We start from the raw sequence: 15208 nt of genomic DNA on the forward strand, positions 1-15208 counted from the left end.
GGCTACTGAGCGCCGCGCCCACCCGCGGCGAGCTCGGTGAGCTCGGCGAGCACCACCGCCGCGGCGGATCCGTCCGTGTGAGTGAGCGAGAGCTCGACACGGAGCCACCCCTGCTCGCGCGCGTGCGCCGCGAGCCCGCCGTGCAGCCGCACCTCCGGACCGCGCGGCGTACCGATCACCTCGACCTCGCGAGGCGGCGTCGCCACGCCCGGCCCGAGGCGCAGCGCCTTGACCACGGCCTCCTTCGCCGCCCACCGCGCGGCGAGCCGCCGGGCGTCCCCGGCGCAGTCGGCGAGCTCCCCGCGGGTGAACACCCGGGCGGTGAAGCGCGCCCCGAACTGCGCGATCGACTCCTCGATGCGCGCCACCTCCGCGATGTCGATCCCGACCCGGTTCATCGCGCCGCCTCCGCGACGATCGCGCGCATCCGTTCCTGGAAGGCGGGCACGGAGAAGCGCTCCGCGTGCGCGCGCAGCACCGCCGGGTCGAACCCGGCCGGGTCCAGGCCCCGCATCGCCGCGGCGAGGGCCTCGACGAACGCCTCGTCGGGAACGTCGGGCACGAGGACGCCGGAGACGCCGGGGACGACCGTGTCGAGCGCGCCGCCCGCGGCGCGCGCCAGGACGGGAGTGCCGGCCGCCATGGCCTCCACGGGGACGATGCCGAAGTCCTCCTCGCCCGGCATGACGGTGGCGACGGCCTCGCGCTGCAGGCGCACCATCTCCGCATCCGAGACGCGGCCGAGGAAGGCGGTCTCCGCGCCGGCGATGCGGCGCAGCGCGGCGCCGTGCCGACCGTCGCCGGCCACGACGAGCCGTACTCCGGCGCGCTGCGCGGCGCGGATCGCGAGGTCGACGCGGCGGTAGGGCACGAGCCGGCCCGCGACCAGGAAGTAGTCGCCGGGGACGGCACCGTCGGGCGTGAACCGCGCGACGTCGACCGGCGGCGCGACCACCCGCGCCGGGACGCCCCACCAGCGCTCGATGCGGTGCGCGACGGCGCTCGAGTTCGCGACGACGACGTCGAGGTGCGGGACGGCGGCGGTCTCGACCGCGCGCGTCTGCGCGGCGAGGGCCGTCAACGCGAACCGGCCCGCGGCGCCGAAGGCCTCGCCCGAGCGCAGTTCCGGCATCCAGGCCCACCGCGCGGGCGAGTGGACGTACGCGACGACCGCGGCATCGGGCCAGGCCGACGCCGCGGACACGGCCATCGCGTGATGGCTGATGACGACGGCGTCGGCCCCGGGGTCCGGACGGTGCCGGCGCCACGCAGCCGGCGCGAGCGGGATGAGCGGGGCGTGGGAGCGGCGGCCGAGCGCGCGGTGCACGGGATCGAGTCCGGTGACGGCGATCCGCTCACGCAGGTCCCCCGGTACGGCGCGGGGATCGGCGAACGCGACGTGCAGGCGGGTGTCGGGCCAGGCGTCGACGAGGGCCCGCGCGACGTTCTCGGAGCCGCCCTGCTCGGTCCACCGCTCGTGGACGACGGCGATGCGGGTCATCGGCGGCTCAGCCGGTGAGCCCGCGGACCGTCGCCGCGATCGAATCCAGCGTACTGAATGTGTTTTTGCTCAACACCGAGTCTGGGAACTCGATCGCGAATCTGTCTTCGACAGCCAGCATGACGTTCACGGCGGCGTGGGACGTGAGCCCGAGCGCAAACAGATCATCACCACCTGCAATTTCCGCGATCGGCCTGGTCAACCGGCCGTGCACCGCGACGATCGCGCGGATCACCTCGTCCATCGCACCTCCCACCTGCACTGCGCCCCGACACCGAGCCGACGGCGAATCCCTTTGCAGTCGCGACGCCCACACCACCGTCGCACACCCTAGCCTGGTAACGTGTTGCAGTGACAACGGTTCCAGCCATGGAGAAGAGACCGATGACGCAGGCAACGGCAACCCGTGCGATCGACTTTACTGACCTGCACGCGCGTCAGCAGGAGTTCCGCACGTCCCTCTTCGATGCCGGGCTCCTCATCCCGTCGGGGGTCGACGGCGTGTACGGCCAGAGCGCCGCGTTCGCGGACCTGACCACCGCGATCGACGCGCTCATCGGCGCGACGGTGCGCGAGGTGCACGGCGGCGCCGCCACGGTGCTGTCCTTCCCGCCGGTGATGCCGCGCGAGTACCTCGACCGCACCGACTACATCGCGTCCTTCCCCCAGCTCGCCGCGGCGGTGTCCACGTACACCGGCGGCGACGCCGAACACCGCCTGCTGCTCGCGGGCCGCAACGCGGGCCACGACTGGGGCGGCCATTTCCACGCGAGCGACGTCGCGCTGGTCCCGTCCGCGTGCCACTCGGTGTACCCGGTTCTCAGCGGGCAGCTCCCGCGCGACGGCGCCTGGGTCGACGTCTCCGGCCACTGCTTCCGACGCGAGCCCTCCGTGGATCCCGCTCGGATGCAGTCCTTCCGCATGCGCGAGATCGTCCGCGTCGGCACCGACCGCGCGGCGGTCGCGCACCGCGACACCTGGGTCGCCCGCGCCGCCGATCTGCTCGCCGATCTCGGCCTGGCCGTCCGGCGGACGCCCGCGACCGACCCGTTCTTCGGCCGTGCCGGCCGGCTGCTCGCCGCCGATCAGTCCGCGGAGAACCTCAAGACCGAGATCCTCGTGCCGATGTACGGCGAGGACGTCCCGGGGGTCGCCGTCGCGTCCAGCAACTACCACCGGGATCATTTCGGGGTGCACTTCGACATCACCACCGTGGACGGCGCGCCCGCGCACAGTGCCTGCCTCGGCTTCGGCATCGAGCGGATCGCCCTCGCACTGCTCGCCACCCACGGCCTCGACCGCGCGGCCTGGCCCGCATCCGTCTCCGCACAACTGTGACGGCTGTCCGCGTCCACCTGACCGGGACCACTTGGCCGGGTGCGACGCCCGGTGGCCTGCCGCGATACTTCGCGGACCTGTTCGCGGCCCTGCGGCGCCGCCCGGACGTCGATGCCAGCGCGTCCGCGTTCGGCGATCCCGAGCCCGGCGGCGGCAGCTGGGGAGCCGACACCGGCGGCACCGCGGCACGGGTACGGGCGTCGCGCCGCCGCGCCCCCGACGGCACCGCGGTCCTCGACCGGCACTTCGCACTGTTCGGGCCCGCACCCCGCGGCGCCGCCCTGGTCACCCACTTCCACGGGCCGTGGGCGCAGGAGAGCGCCACGGCCGGCGAGGGCCGGGTCGCGGTCGCGGTGAAAGCGCTCGTCGAGCGCGCCCGCTACCGCGGCAGCGACCGCTTCGTGGTGCTCTCGCAGGCATTCGCCGACGTCCTCGTGTCCCGGTACGGGGCGGACCGCGGCGCGATCGCCGTGATCCCGCCCGGCGTCGACCTCGAACGCTTCACCGCCGCCCCCGCCCCCGACGGTCCGCCGCGGGTGCTGTGCGTGCGCCGGCTGGAGCGCCGCATGGGCATCGACGTGCTGCTGCGGGCGTGGCCGGCGGTACTCGCCCGACATCCCGACGCCCGCCTCGATGTGGTGGGCGACGGCACGCAGCGCGCGCTTCTGCGCCAACGCGCGGCGGAACTGGGGATCACCGATACTGTGACGTTCGTGGGAACGATCGACGACGCCGACCTCGCGCGCAGGTACGCCGCCGCGACGCTGACGGCCGTTCCGTCGGTGGCCTGGGAGGGCTTCGGTCTCGTCGCCCTCGAGTCCCTCGCCTCCGGACGCGCCCCCGTGGTCACCGACGTCGGCGGGCTTCCCGACGCCGTCCGCGACCTCGCCCCCGACCTGGTCGTCCCCGCCGGGGATCTCGGCGCCCTCGCGGACCGCCTGGCCGCGGGACTCGACGGCGCCCGCCCCTCGGCGCACGACTGCCGCGCGCACGCCGCACGGTTCGGCTGGGACGTCGCGGCCGCGCGCCACGCCGCGCTCTACCGGGCGATCGCCGCGTGAGCGCCCGCCGCCCCGTCTTCCTCGGGCACACCGCAGCGCCCTCGGGTGCGGAACTGGCCTTCGCCCGCCTCGCCGGCGAACTGCGCCACCGCGGGGTACCGGCCACCGTCGTGCTCCTCGCCCCCGGCCCCCTGACCGACGTGCTCGAGGCCGCCGACGTGCCCGTCACCGTCGTCCCGGGGCGGCCGTCGACGGTGCGGCGCGACACCGGGCCGGTGGGGCTGCTCCGCGGAGCCGTCGGCCTGTACCGCGCCGGGCGGCGGCTCACGCCGCTGCTGCTCGACGCCGACGCGGACGTCGTGGTCGCCGAGTCGACCAAGGCACTCCTCGTGGGCGCCGTCGCGTCCCGCCGCACGGGCATCCCCCTGGTGTGGCAGGTGCATGATCGCGTCAGTGCGGAGTACTTCGGCCGCAAGCGCTTCGCACTCCGACTCCTCGGCCGGCTGGCCGCCTCGGGGTATCTCGCCAACTCGCGCGGCACCCTGCGCACGATCTCGACCGGCGGCAGCCCGACCGCGGTGTGCCACCCCGGCGTCGACCTGAGCGCGGTCCCCGTCCCCGAACCCCAGCGCGCCCCGAAGAACGTGAAGATCGCGATGATCGGCCGGATCACGCCGTGGAAGGGCCAGGACCTGCTGCTGCGGGCACTCGCCCAGATGGACGCCGAGCCCGCGGTGCGGTTCGTCGGCGGCACGCACTTCGACGGGGACGACGGGTACCTCGCCGAGCTCGAAGAACTCGCCGCGCGCCTGGGCATCGCGCACCGCGTGACCTTCACCGGGCACGTCGCGGACCCGATCGCCGAGGCGGCGGACGCCGACATCGTCGTGCACTACTCGCGGCTCACCGAGCCCTTCGGGCAGGTCGTCGCCGAGGCGATGGCCGCGGGCCGGGTCGTGGTGGCCGCCCGCGCCGGCGGCCCGACGGAGCTCATCGTCGACCGGGAGGACGGCGTCCTCGTGGCGCCCCGCCGGCCCGACCTCCTGGCCGTCGCGCTGGACGCGCTGATCGCCGACTGGGAACTGCGCGAGCAGCTCAGCGCCGCGGCGCGCGACCGGGGCCGCGATCTGGACCTCAAGACCTCCGCCGCGATCGCGGACTCCCTGCTGGCCCGGGTGGCGCGGGACGAGCGATGAGCCCGCTCCGCGGTACCGCGGGGGTGCTCCGCGACGTGGCCCTCGTCTCCGCGGGCCGCTACGGCCAGTACGCGATCACGCTCGTGACCATCCCGCTCTGCGCGCGACTCCTCGGCCCCGCCGGAATGGGACTGCTCGCGATCGCGATGTCGACCTGCTTCCTGGGCGCCCTCTGCACCGACCTCGGCATCACCGCGTTCGTCGCGGCCCACGCCGAGAAACCCGGACTGGCCCGGCTGCGGGGCGACTACGCGGGACTCCGCGTCGCGGCGCTCGCGGTGTTCACGGCGGCGTTCCTCCTGGCCGCGGCGCTGCCCGTGCCGCGCGCCGTGGAGCTGGGCGCGCTGGGCCTGGTCGTGGGCTCGGTGAGCGCGTGCGGCGACGACTGGGTACTGCTCGGCACCGGCAGGTTCGGCGCCGTCGTCGCGCAGCAGACCGCGGGCCGGGTCGTCTACCTCGCGCTCCTGGTCGGCGTGCTGCCGCAGGTGCGGACGCCCGAGGCGGCGATGGCCTGCCTGCTCGCCGGCAACCTCGTCGCGGTCGGCTGGTCCTGGGCGCGGACGCTCCGCGACTTCGGTCGGCCCCGCCGGCCCGGGCCGCCGACCGAGCTACTGCGCACGGGCGGACCCGTGTTCGCGGCACGGCTGCTCTCCTCGTCCTACGGGCCGGGCGTGGCGACGGTCTTCGCGCCGACGCTCCCCCCGCCCGCGCTGGGCCTGTTCAGCGCGAGCGACCGCCCGGTCCAGGCGGCCGGGGCCCTGCTCGACGCCGTGGGCGTGAGCCTGCTCCCCCGGTTGGCGCGCCGCGGGACGGGCGCGTTCTGGGCCACCGCGCGCCGCGGCACCGTGCTGGTCGCGGCGGGCGGCGCCGTGCTCGCCGCCGTCGCAACGGTGCTCGCGCCGTGCCTGGTGCCGCTCGTCTTCGGCGCGGAGTTCGACGGAGCCGTCCCGCTGCTGCAGGCGCAGGCGTGGGCCCTGCCCGGCCTCGCGGTGGCCTCCTTCGTCGCGACCGCCGTCCTGCCGGTCCTGGGCGACGCGCGGGGCGTGCTGCTGGCCGGCGCGGTGGGCGCCGCCGTCATCGCCGGCACCGTCGCCGCGGCGCTGCGCACGCACGACCCGAGGACGGTGGTGATCGGGATCGTGGTGGCGCAGACCGCCGCCGCGGGGTTCTCGGTCCTGCGGGCCCGGCGCCTGGAGGCCGCGGACACGGCTCCGACCGCGGCGGGCGGCGGTGCGGCATGAGGATCCTGTTCGCGGGCGACGACTGGTACGGCAGCAACGCGCGCTCACTCGCCGAGGGCTTCCGCCGCGCCGGCCACGAGGTGGTCGTCGTCGACACCACGCCGGTGACGCTCCCCCGCCGCGGCAGCGCGGCGTGGTGGTACGCCAAGCGCACCGGGCGGCGCGCGCCCGGCACCGTGGAGGCGGTGCACCGTCGGCTGGAGGCGCAGCCCGTCGCCGACCTGCTGTTCTGCTACACGTCGGTGCACCTGGACCAGGAGCGGCTGCTCGCGCTCCCCGCCGGCCGGCGGGTGCACTACAGCGCGGACGACGTCGCCAACCCCGTGAACACGACCCCCGAGTACCTCGCGGCGGAACCCCGGTGGGACGCCGTCGTCACCACGAAGGCGCACAACGTGCCCGAACTGCTGGCGCGGGGCGCGCGCCACGCGATCTTCGTGCGCAGCGCCTACGACCCGGCGTGGCACCGACCGGTGGTGCCCCGCTCCGCCCGGCGGTACGCGGCCGGGTTCATCGGCAACGCGCGCCCCGACCGGGCCGACCTGCTCACGGGCCTCGCCACCCGCCTCGGACCCGAGTTCTACCTCGCGGGCCCGGGATGGCGCCGCAGGCCCGCCGCCCTGCGCAGCCGGGCGACGGTGCGGGGCCCGCAGTACGGCACCGCGCTGTCGGCCGCGATCGCGGCGGTCGACGCGAACCTCGTGCTGCTCAACTCCGACAACCGCGACACGCACACGTGCCGCACCTTCGAGGTGCCCGCGGCGGGCGGACTGTTCGTCGGCCCGCGCACCGTCGAACACGCGGAGCTGCTCGCCGACGGCCGGGAGGCACTGCTCTACGACGACCCCGCCGAGATCGACGGCCTCGTCGCGCGCGTGCGCGCCGACCCGGCGGCCGCGGCGCGGATCGCCGCCGCCGGGCACGCCGCGATCACCCGGGGTGGGCACACCTACGCGGACCGGGCGAGGGAGATCCTCGATGTCCTCGACTGACCGGCCGGTGGAGCTGCGCACCTACTTCGGCCCCGCCGACGCGCCGCTGTACGGCGCGCTGCACCTGCCCGCATCGCGCCGGGTCCGCGGCGCGGTGCTGCTGGTACCGCCGCTCGCGAAGGAGCAGTACGACGCCCTGCGCGGGCTGCGGCGGCTCGCGGCGCTGCTCGCCGCGGACGGTGTCGCCGTGCTCCGCTTCGACTACCTCGGGACCGGCGACTCCGCGGGCGCCGCGGGCCTCCCCGGCGGCGCCGACGGATGGGTCGCCTCCGTGCGTCACGCGGACGCGTACCTGCGCGGTCTCGGCGTGGGATCACCGGCGGTGGTGGCGCTGCGGGTGGGCGCGGCGATCGCGGGCGCCGCGGGCCTGACCCCGCCCGCCGCGGTGCTGTGGGACCCCGTGGGCGGCAGGGCCTTCGCGCGCGCGCAAGCAGCGCTCGCGCGCATGACGATCGGCGCGGGGTCCGGCACGTGGATCGGCCTCGACGCGCATCCGAACGCGATCGCCGAGCTCTCGGCGCTCCCGGCCGACCGCCTGACGGCGCCGCGCCTCCTGCTCGTGGGGCGCCCCGGCGCCGCGCCCGCGGGTCCCGACGGTGCGGAGCGGATCACCGTCGACGGCATGCCGGACTTCGTCGAACCGGACGCGCACCTCGTGCGGATCCCCGACGCCGCCATCGCGGACATCGCCGCCTGGCTCGGGGCGGCGCTGCCCGGCGCGGAGCGCGTCACCGTCGATCCCGCCATCCGCACGAGTGCCCGGCTGCGCGGCGCCGAGGAACGGATCGAGGAGGTGGGCGGCGCCGCAGCGATCCGGACCGTCCCCGCCGGCGGGGCGGCGCCGCGCGGTTCGGTGCTGCTGTGCGCGACCGCCAACGACACCCGGCACGGCCCGAACCGCGCCTGGGTGGAGCTGGCCCGCGAGGTGGCCGCGGCGGGCTGCGCCGCGCTGCGCTTCGACCGCCGGGGCGCCGGCGAATCGGGGGACGTCGCCGCCGGCGAGGCCGTCGCGCTGTTCCCCCCGACCGGGGTGGACGACGCTGCCGCGGCGGCCCACGCGCTCGACGGCCCACTGCTCACCGCCGGCGTCTGCTCGGGCTCCTGGTACGCCGCCCACGCCGCGCGCGCGGCCGTCGCCGACGCCACGGTCCTGGTGAACGCTGTGCTGTACTCGTGGCGCCTCAAGCCCGGTATCACCGCCGCGCCGGCGGCCGCGGACCTGGGCGTGCCCCGGACGGATCCCGCCTTCGCGCGCAGCCCGCGCGGGCGGGTCAAGGAACTGCTCCGCCGGGGGCTGCCCTACCCCGCCTGGCGGCTGCTGGGCCGGCGCGGCGTCACCCAGGTCCCCGAGGTGCTGCTGCGGCCCGTCGTGGCGCGCGGCACCCACGCCGTCCTCGTGCTCGCACCGCCCGACGCCGGCTGGTTCGACGCCCAACGCGGCCCCGAGGGGCTGCGCCGCCTCGCCCGCCGACCCGGCGCGGGCACCGTCCGGACCCTGCGCCCCGCCGCCGGAGACCACCCGGCGTACCACCCCGATGTGCGGGCTGATGTTGCAACCGCGATACTGCAGTGGTGCGCAGAGCGGTGACGGGAGGGCGGGGCATGCGTCGCCTCGTCGCGGGCCTGGTGGCGCTCGCGCTCGTCGTCGCCGTCGGCATCGCGCTCGACCGCGCCTACCTCCAGCCGAAGATCGACCGGACCCTGCAGCCGGCGGACGCGATCGTGGTGCTCGGCGGCAACCCCTACGACCGGTTCGAATACGGCCTCCGGCTCGCCGAACAGGGCCTGTCCACGCAGGTCGTGCTGTCGAACTCGGTCGGCCCCGACGACACCCGGATGCAGGAGCTGTGTGCGCGGCCCATCACCGGCGTGCAGGTCACGTGCTTCCTCCCGCAGCCGTGGACCACGCGCGGCGAGGCGCAGGAGGTGCAGCGGCTCGCCGCCGCCCGCGGTTGGAACGACATCATCGTGGTCACCACCACCGCCCACCTGGAACGTGCCCGCTTCATCCTCGAGCGCTGCTACGACAAGTCGATGCAGATGACGGACTACCCCGAGCGGCGCGGCACCGCGGAGACGGTGTTCGGCTGGGGCTATCAGAGTGCCGGCTGGCTCAAGGCGCTGTACCAGACGGGCTGTTAGAGCGGGTCACGGTGTACGCGAGCGCACCGGCGACCAGCACGAGAATGCCGGCCGACACCGAACCCGTCGGCAGTGAGAGCGCGACGAGGACGCACCCGATCAGTCCGACGGCCGGAACGATCCGCGCACGGACCGCGGAGTCGAGCGTCCACGCGGACGCGTTCGCCACGGCGTAGTAGACCAGCACCGCGAACGACGAGAAGCCGATGGCGGCACCCAGGTCGGCCGTCGCGGCCACCACCGTGACGACCACGCCGACGGCGACCTCGGCGTGCACCGGGACCCGGCGCGCCTCGTGGACGGTGCCGAGGGCGCGCGGCAGGTGCCCGTCGCGGGCCATGGCGAGGGCGGTCCGGGACACCCCGAGGAGCAGCGCGAGCAATGAGCCGAGCGCCGCGACGCAGGCGGCGACGGTGACCAGGGCGACCGGGAGACCCACCGCCCGGGCGGCGTCGGCGAGCGGCGCGGCCGACGCCGCGAGCGCCTCCGTGCCGAGCACCGCGACCAGCACGACACCGACGATCGCGTACACCCCGAGCGCGATGGCGAGGGCGAGCAGGATCGCGCGCGGGAGCGTGCGGGCGGGGTCGCGCACCTCCTCGCCGAGGGTCGCGATGCGCGCGTATCCCGCGAACGCGAAGAACAGCAGGCCCGCGGCCTGCAACACGCCGAACGGGCCGGCGGCGGCACCGTCGAAGAGCCGGGACGGCTCCGCTGCGCCCGTCGCGAACGCGGCGACCACGAGCGCGGTGAGGACGGCGAGCACGAGGGCGACGACCACCCGGGCGACGCGGGTCGAGCGCTCCACCCCCGCGACGTTGAGCGCCGTCAGCGCGACGACGGCGCCCGCGGCGACGGCGTGTCCCTGGGCCGGCCAGGCGTAGTGGCCGACGGTGAGCGCCATGGCCGCGCAGGACGCGGTCTTCCCGACGACGAAGCTCCAGCCGGCGAGGTGTCCCCAGAAGGGGCCGAGGCGTTCCCGCCCGTAGACGTAGGTGCCGCCGGACTGCGGGTACCTCGCGGCGAGGCGGGCGGAGCTGCTGGCGTTGCAGTAGGCGATCAGCGCGGCGATCGCGAGGCCCGCGAACAGCGCGGAACCGGCGGCCGCGGCGGCCGGACCGAAGGCGACGAAGACGCCGGCACCGATCATGGCGGTCAGGCCGACGGTGACGGCGTCCGCCAGGCCGAGCGTGCGCCGCAGTTCGGGTCCGGTCACTGGTCCTCGGCGCGCGCCGCGAGCCGGTCGAGGGACGCCGCCAGACGGTCCGCGGTGGTCGCGCGGGCGCGCGGCAGACGCTGCTCGTCGTGCAGCCGCGTCCAGTCGTAGGTGTGGGTCACCCGGGTGCCGCCGTCCGCCAGGGGCGCCAGCTCCCAGCGCCACAGATGCCCCGGGGCGGGCTCCCCGACGGGCGCGGGCCGCCACGCGATGAGCCGGCCCTCGTCGAATTCGGTGATGTGGTTCTCGCGGACCTGGCCGTTGGTCAGGGTCATCGTGAAGACGTCCCCCACGGCGCGGACCCGCTGGCCCGGTGCGGCCTCCGTGAGGTTGTCGTTGCCGTCCCACTCGGGCTGGCGCGCGGGGTCGGCGATCAGGTCGAAGACGAGGTCCGCCGGGGCCGCGACATCGCGGGAGGCGGAGACGATGCGGGTGTCATCCGATGTGCTCACGCAGTCATCGAACCAGGTCCACCCGCTTCGCGCCCAGCGATGGAATCTACCTGCGGTTCAGGTCGACGCTGTTCTCGTACGTGACCGAGCCCTCGGGCGAGGTCACCCATCGCCCGGGGCAGGTCCCCTTGAGCGAGCTGATCACCAGCGGCACCACGCGCGGGTCCCACCCGAGCCACGCGTGATCGACCGACGCGGCCGCGGGCAGATAGCCCTGGACGCTCGCGCGGCACTGGCGGCCGTCGAGGTTCCCCGACAGCGGATCTCGGGTGCTCCGGATCGCGTAGTACTCGGTGGGGCCGGGGGTGTCGAGGCCGGCGTTGAGCCGGTTGATCAGCGCGGAGCCGTTGCACGACTGGTTCGCGGGGGCGGGGAGGACGCAGCCGGTCGGCGAGCCGTACTCCACGCCGCCGAGCACGACGGAGCGCTGCACGTCCCGGGACCCGCCGAGCACCTTCAGGTAGTAGCGGTCGACGAGCGCGTTGTTGCTGTGGGTGAGGATCGAGATGTCGCGGCGCGGGTTCGCCCGCTTCTCGGCGTCGACGATGCCCTTGAGGCGGTTCGCGTCCGCCCGGTGGTCGAGGCCCGTCAGCCACAGCGGCTCGACGTCGAAGCCGGCGGCCCGGATGTGGCTGTTGAGCGGCTCGTACATGGTGCCGGGCGCGATGAAGCCGCCGATGACGTACACGAGCGGCGCGGCCTCGGCGTGCGCGCCGGCGGGCACGATCGCGGTGGCACCGACGGCCGCTGCGAGCGCGATGAAGGACTTCTTCACGATCTGCATGATCGCAACATAGCAGTCGTGATTGCGATTGCAACACGAAGCGCGTGAGGCGGCTCATAGCACCCGTCGGGTGCGGGAACCGGGCCCGGCGGACGCAGCGATTATTCTCGAACGCATGAAAGCTGTCGTGTGCACCGAAGGTCGCCTGACCGTCGAAGACCTCCCCGCCCCGAGCCCGGCCCGCGGGCAGGTGCTCCTGAACGTGACCCGCACCGGGATCTGCGGCTCCGACCTGCACGCCCGTCACCACGCCGACCTCGTCGCGGACCTCGCCGCCAAGGCCGGATACCCCGACTGCATGCGCACCGACCAGCGCATCGTCATGGGCCACGAGTTCGTGGGCACCGTCGCCGAGTACGGGCCCGGCTGCCGCAAGCGCTGGCCCGAGGGCACGCGCGTGGTCGCCCTGCCGACCCTCATGGTCGGCAGCGAGCCGCAGCTCGTCGGCCTGTCGGAGCGGTCCCCCGGCTCGTACGCCGAGCAGGTGCTCGTCCAGGAGTCGATGACGATGCCCGTCCCCGGCAAGCTGTCCGACGAGGAGGCCGCCCTCACGGAGCCGATGGCCGTCGCGTGGCACGCGGTGCGCCGCGCCGAGGTCGGCCGCGGGCGGACGGCGATCGTGATCGGCTGCGGCCCCATCGGCCTCGCCGTCATCGCGATGCTCCGCGCCTCGGGCGTGAAGAAGATCATCGCGAGCGACTTCTCCCCCGGCCGCCGCGCCCTCGCGAAGGAGATGGGCGCCCACGTCGTCGTCGACCCGCGGGAGCAGCAGCCGTGGGACGCCTACAAGCAGCCCCGGACCGAGATCCGCAGGGCCAGCGACCTGTTCAAGCTGGGCGTGAGCACCATGGACAAGCTCACCCTGGTCCCCGGGCCCCTGCCGTGGTGGCACGTCTTCCGGCTCGCGGACAAGATCGGCGAGACCCCGTCCGGCCCCGTGGTCTTCGAGTGCGTGGGCGTGCCCGGCATGATCAACTCGATCATCGAGGCCGCGCCGCTGCGCACCCGCGTGATCGTCGTCGGTGTGTGCATGGAACCCGACCAGATCATGCCCGCCCTCGCCGGCAACAAGGAGATCGACCTGCGGTTCGTCTTCGGCTACGACCCGGGCGAGTTCCACGACACGCTGCACATGATGGCGGACGGCAAGGTCGACGTGAAGCCGCTGGTCACGGGCACCGTCGGGCTGGGCGGCGTGGAGTCCGCCTTCGACGCCCTCGGCGACCCCGAGGTGCACGCCAAGATCCTCATCGACCCGTCGAGCACGGCGACCGCGCCCTGACCGCCCCCGCCGGCCTGCGGATCGGCACGTTCAACGTCAACGGGATCCGGGCGTCGCGGCGCCGCGGCTTCGACGACTGGCTCGCGGGGCGCGGCCTGGACGTGCTGGCCCTGCAGGAGCTGCGCTGCCCGCCCGCCGAGGTGGGCGGGTTCCCGGGCTACCACGCCGCGATCGACTGCGGCTCCGTCCCGGGCCGCAACGGGGTCGCGATCCTGTCCCGGGAGGCACCGTCGGCCGTGCGGACCTGGGTGAGCCACCCGCCCCGCGCGCGTGGGCTCGCCGAGTACGCCCACGAGGGACGGTACGTCGAGGCGGACCTCCCCGGCCTGACGGTGGCCTGCCTGTACCTGCCCAAGGGCGGGCTCCCCGCGCACCTGCAACGGCCCGGGAACATGCGCGAGGCCCCCGACGGCGGCGCGAAGCACGCCCGGAAGATGCGCTTCCTGGACGCCTTCGCCCGCGAACTCGACCGCAACCGGCGCGCCGCGCTCGCCGCGGGCCGCGAATTCCTGCTGCTCGGCGACCTGAACCTGGCGCACCTGCCGCATGACGTCACCAACTGGCGCGCCGCGCAGCGGATGGAGGGCTTCCTCCCCGAGGAGCGCGCCTGGATCGACGCCCGGATCGGGCCGCGCCGCCTCGTCGACGTGGTGCGGACGCTGCACGGCGATCGGCCCGGCCCGCTCTCGTGGTGGAGCTGGGCGGGCGCCTCCTTCACCAAGGACGTGGGCTGGCGGATCGACCACCAGCTCGCCACCCCGCGGCTGGCGCGTTCGGCGGTCGCGGTGACCGTCGACAAGGAGCCCTCGCCCGACGCGCGGCTCTCCGATCACGCGCCGGTGATCGTCGACTACATCTTCAGCTGATTCATCTGCGCCATGGCCGGATCGCCCATCAGGCGCGTCGCGCGGCTGGCCGCCACCGCGACGCCGAGGACCGTCACCACTCCGCCGACGATGAACGCCGCGCCCTCGCCGGACGCGAGCACGTGCAGTTCCTCGCCGACCGTCACCGCCGACACCGGCAGGCTGACCTGCGCCGCGGACAGCACGGCCAGCGGCGCCGGCAGACCGGCGAAGCGCATCGCGCCGTGCGCGAGGAGCGAGCCCAGCCCGAGGGCCAGCCCCAGCACGATGAACTTCGGGTGTTCGATCAGGTGCCGCAGGTCCACGACCGCGCCCAGCCACACCGAGAACAGGGGCCCGAGGAAGCCCTCGCCGACGGCGAAGAGCTGCGAGGCCATCCGCCGCGGCTCCCCCACCGCGGAGACCGCCAGCCCGAGGGTGAAGCCCGCGATCATGATCGAGACGTGGGTCGTGGTCGCGATCGCGGCGAGGATGAACAGGCCGACGAGGCTGATCCGCAGCTGCAGCGCGAACTCGCGTTCCTCGGAGACCTCCTCGAGGTGCCGGCGCAGCCCGGTCTTCTCCGACCAGCGCAGGATCAGGTAGAGCACGAACGCCGCGGCGATCACGGCGAGGGCGCCCACCGCGGCGCGCAGCGCGGTCGGCGGGTTGATGGCCAACGGGAGCGCGACGATGCAGACCACGTCCGCGATCGCCACCTGCGCGGTCAGTCCGAGCAGGGAGGGGTCGGTCAGGCCGTTCATCTTGATGACGGATTGGACGATGGAGGTCGACGAGGACGCCATGAGCACCGCGTACAGCGCGGCGTGCCCGGTGTCGAAGACCTGGGACAGCACCCCGCCCAGGACGGCGGCGATCAGCCCGATCGCGATCGCCCGCAGCGCCCCGCCCCCCAGCGCCGAGCGCACCGCCGGATCCCGCACCGGGATGTGCGTGCCGACGAGGAACAGCACGATCGCGAACCCCACGTTGGCGAGGAACTGGAACGTCGGCTCGCTCGCGTCCAGCACCCGGAAACCGGTGGCGCCGAAGATCACACCGCCGAGGACCGGACCGAGAACGACGGGAATGTGCCACCGCCGCTTCGCCGAGAGCAGCGGGCCCAGCAACCCCAATGCCGTGATCAGGGCCAACGTCGAGAACGTCATGCGCAGACAGTAATCCGGCGACGCGGGCTTTGCGACCGAAAAGACCCCG

The 15208-nt window shown here is 74.8% G+C and carries 16 protein-coding genes; 9 read left to right on the forward strand and 7 right to left on the reverse strand.

Annotation, left to right across the window (positions count from 1 at the left end):
* Window positions 1-2: 2 nt before the first annotated feature.
* Genes acpS through ACNAYW_RS14795 form a run of 3 tightly spaced genes read right to left on the reverse strand, consistent with a single transcriptional unit; the run spans window position 3 to window position 1745 of the window.
* Window positions 3-398 (reverse strand): holo-ACP synthase, encoded by a 396-nt coding sequence (gene acpS / locus ACNAYW_RS14785; RefSeq protein WP_415850438.1) that lies wholly within the window; start codon window positions 396-398, stop codon window positions 3-5.
* Window positions 395-1501 carry a glycosyltransferase gene (locus ACNAYW_RS14790; RefSeq protein WP_415850439.1) on the reverse strand — a complete coding sequence of 369 codons (1107 nt, stop codon included), beginning with the start codon at window positions 1499-1501 and terminating at the stop codon, window positions 395-397. The genes acpS and ACNAYW_RS14790 overlap by 4 nt, the downstream gene beginning before the upstream one ends.
* A 7-nt stretch (window positions 1502-1508) precedes the next feature.
* Window positions 1509-1745, reverse strand: coding sequence for an acyl carrier protein (locus tag ACNAYW_RS14795; RefSeq protein ID WP_415850440.1), 237 nt, complete (start codon window positions 1743-1745; stop codon window positions 1509-1511).
* 140 nt (window positions 1746-1885) lie between these two features.
* On the opposite strand from ACNAYW_RS14795, the gene ACNAYW_RS14800 reads away from it, so the two are divergent.
* Genes ACNAYW_RS14800 through ACNAYW_RS14830 form a run of 7 tightly spaced genes read left to right on the forward strand, consistent with a single transcriptional unit; the run spans window position 1886 to window position 9411 of the window.
* Window positions 1886-2839, forward strand: a complete 954-nt coding sequence (locus tag ACNAYW_RS14800; protein WP_415850441.1) for an amino acid--[acyl-carrier-protein] ligase — start codon at window positions 1886-1888, stop codon at window positions 2837-2839.
* Between the two features lie 17 nt (window positions 2840-2856).
* Window positions 2857-3900, forward strand: coding sequence for a glycosyltransferase family 4 protein (locus tag ACNAYW_RS14805; protein WP_415850475.1), 1044 nt, complete (start codon window positions 2857-2859; stop codon window positions 3898-3900).
* The gene (locus tag ACNAYW_RS14810; RefSeq protein WP_415850442.1) at window positions 3897-5036 is read left to right on the forward strand and encodes a glycosyltransferase; all 1140 of its coding nucleotides are present in this window, start codon (window positions 3897-3899) and stop codon (window positions 5034-5036) included. Before ACNAYW_RS14805 ends, ACNAYW_RS14810 begins: the two co-directional genes overlap by 4 nt.
* Entirely contained in the window at window positions 5033-6277 is a 1245-nt protein-coding gene (locus ACNAYW_RS14815) for an oligosaccharide flippase family protein (protein WP_415850443.1), read from the forward strand. Before ACNAYW_RS14810 ends, ACNAYW_RS14815 begins: the two co-directional genes overlap by 4 nt.
* The gene (locus tag ACNAYW_RS14820) at window positions 6274-7269 is read left to right on the forward strand and encodes a CgeB family protein (RefSeq protein WP_415850444.1); all 996 of its coding nucleotides are present in this window, start codon (window positions 6274-6276) and stop codon (window positions 7267-7269) included. Before ACNAYW_RS14815 ends, ACNAYW_RS14820 begins: the two co-directional genes overlap by 4 nt.
* Window positions 7256-8857: an alpha/beta hydrolase family protein gene (locus ACNAYW_RS14825; RefSeq protein ID WP_415850445.1), complete on the forward strand. Its 1602-nt coding sequence runs from the start codon at window positions 7256-7258 to the stop codon at window positions 8855-8857. Before ACNAYW_RS14820 ends, ACNAYW_RS14825 begins: the two co-directional genes overlap by 14 nt.
* A gap of 14 nt (window positions 8858-8871) precedes the next feature.
* Window positions 8872-9411: a YdcF family protein gene (locus ACNAYW_RS14830; protein WP_415850446.1), complete on the forward strand. Its 540-nt coding sequence runs from the start codon at window positions 8872-8874 to the stop codon at window positions 9409-9411.
* On the opposite strand, the gene ACNAYW_RS14835 is transcribed toward ACNAYW_RS14830, so the two are convergent.
* Genes ACNAYW_RS14835 through ACNAYW_RS14845 form a run of 3 tightly spaced genes read right to left on the reverse strand, consistent with a single transcriptional unit; the run spans window position 9383 to window position 11863 of the window.
* Window positions 9383-10627 (reverse strand): APC family permease, encoded by a 1245-nt coding sequence (locus tag ACNAYW_RS14835; protein ID WP_415850447.1) that lies wholly within the window; start codon window positions 10625-10627, stop codon window positions 9383-9385. The two genes, ACNAYW_RS14830 and ACNAYW_RS14835, sit on opposite strands and share 29 nt — an antisense overlap.
* Window positions 10624-11079, reverse strand: coding sequence for an SRPBCC family protein (locus tag ACNAYW_RS14840; protein WP_415850448.1), 456 nt, complete (start codon window positions 11077-11079; stop codon window positions 10624-10626). The genes ACNAYW_RS14835 and ACNAYW_RS14840 overlap by 4 nt, the downstream gene beginning before the upstream one ends.
* A gap of 46 nt (window positions 11080-11125) precedes the next feature.
* The gene (locus tag ACNAYW_RS14845; RefSeq protein ID WP_415850449.1) at window positions 11126-11863 is read right to left on the reverse strand and encodes a lipase family protein; all 738 of its coding nucleotides are present in this window, start codon (window positions 11861-11863) and stop codon (window positions 11126-11128) included.
* Between the two features lie 115 nt (window positions 11864-11978).
* Between ACNAYW_RS14845 and ACNAYW_RS14850 the strand changes: the two genes are divergently transcribed.
* Both ACNAYW_RS14850 and ACNAYW_RS14855 read left to right on the forward strand, forming a co-directional pair.
* Window positions 11979-13145 (forward strand): zinc-binding dehydrogenase, encoded by a 1167-nt coding sequence (locus tag ACNAYW_RS14850; RefSeq protein ID WP_415850450.1) that lies wholly within the window; start codon window positions 11979-11981, stop codon window positions 13143-13145.
* 14 nt (window positions 13146-13159) lie between these two features.
* A complete protein-coding gene (locus ACNAYW_RS14855; protein WP_415850476.1) occupies window positions 13160-14011 on the forward strand; it encodes an exodeoxyribonuclease III in 852 nt (283 codons plus the stop codon).
* Here ACNAYW_RS14855 and ACNAYW_RS14860 read toward each other — a convergent pair.
* Window positions 13996-15159, reverse strand: a complete 1164-nt coding sequence (locus tag ACNAYW_RS14860) for a cation:proton antiporter (protein ID WP_415850451.1) — start codon at window positions 15157-15159, stop codon at window positions 13996-13998. The genes ACNAYW_RS14855 and ACNAYW_RS14860 overlap by 16 nt on opposite strands.
* Between the last annotated feature and the right edge of the window lie 49 nt (window positions 15160-15208).

The organism is Tsukamurella ocularis (genome assembly GCF_965138335.1).
Lineage (GTDB): Bacteria > Actinomycetota > Actinomycetes > Mycobacteriales > Mycobacteriaceae > Tsukamurella > Tsukamurella ocularis_A.

What these genes read in the sequence shown, in the direction of transcription:
- ACNAYW_RS14860 (WP_415850451.1), bottom strand. Translation starts at nt 15,159, where the DNA reads ATGACGTTCTCGACGTTGGCCCTGATCACGGCATTGGGGTTGCTGGGC.
- ACNAYW_RS14800 (WP_415850441.1), top strand. Translation starts at nt 1,886, where the DNA reads ATGACGCAGGCAACGGCAACCCGTGCGATCGACTTTACTGACCTGCAC.
- ACNAYW_RS14825 (WP_415850445.1), top strand. Translation starts at nt 7,256, where the DNA reads ATGTCCTCGACTGACCGGCCGGTGGAGCTGCGCACCTACTTCGGCCCC.
- ACNAYW_RS14850 (WP_415850450.1), top strand. Translation starts at nt 11,979, where the DNA reads ATGAAAGCTGTCGTGTGCACCGAAGGTCGCCTGACCGTCGAAGACCTC.
- ACNAYW_RS14815 (WP_415850443.1), top strand. Translation starts at nt 5,033, where the DNA reads ATGAGCCCGCTCCGCGGTACCGCGGGGGTGCTCCGCGACGTGGCCCTC.
- ACNAYW_RS14845 (WP_415850449.1), bottom strand. Translation starts at nt 11,863, where the DNA reads ATGCAGATCGTGAAGAAGTCCTTCATCGCGCTCGCAGCGGCCGTCGGT.
- ACNAYW_RS14790 (WP_415850439.1), bottom strand. Translation starts at nt 1,501, where the DNA reads ATGACCCGCATCGCCGTCGTCCACGAGCGGTGGACCGAGCAGGGCGGC.
- acpS (WP_415850438.1), bottom strand. Translation starts at nt 398, where the DNA reads ATGAACCGGGTCGGGATCGACATCGCGGAGGTGGCGCGCATCGAGGAG.
- ACNAYW_RS14830 (WP_415850446.1), top strand. Translation starts at nt 8,872, where the DNA reads ATGCGTCGCCTCGTCGCGGGCCTGGTGGCGCTCGCGCTCGTCGTCGCC.
- ACNAYW_RS14795 (WP_415850440.1), bottom strand. Translation starts at nt 1,745, where the DNA reads ATGGACGAGGTGATCCGCGCGATCGTCGCGGTGCACGGCCGGTTGACC.
- ACNAYW_RS14820 (WP_415850444.1), top strand. Translation starts at nt 6,274, where the DNA reads ATGAGGATCCTGTTCGCGGGCGACGACTGGTACGGCAGCAACGCGCGC.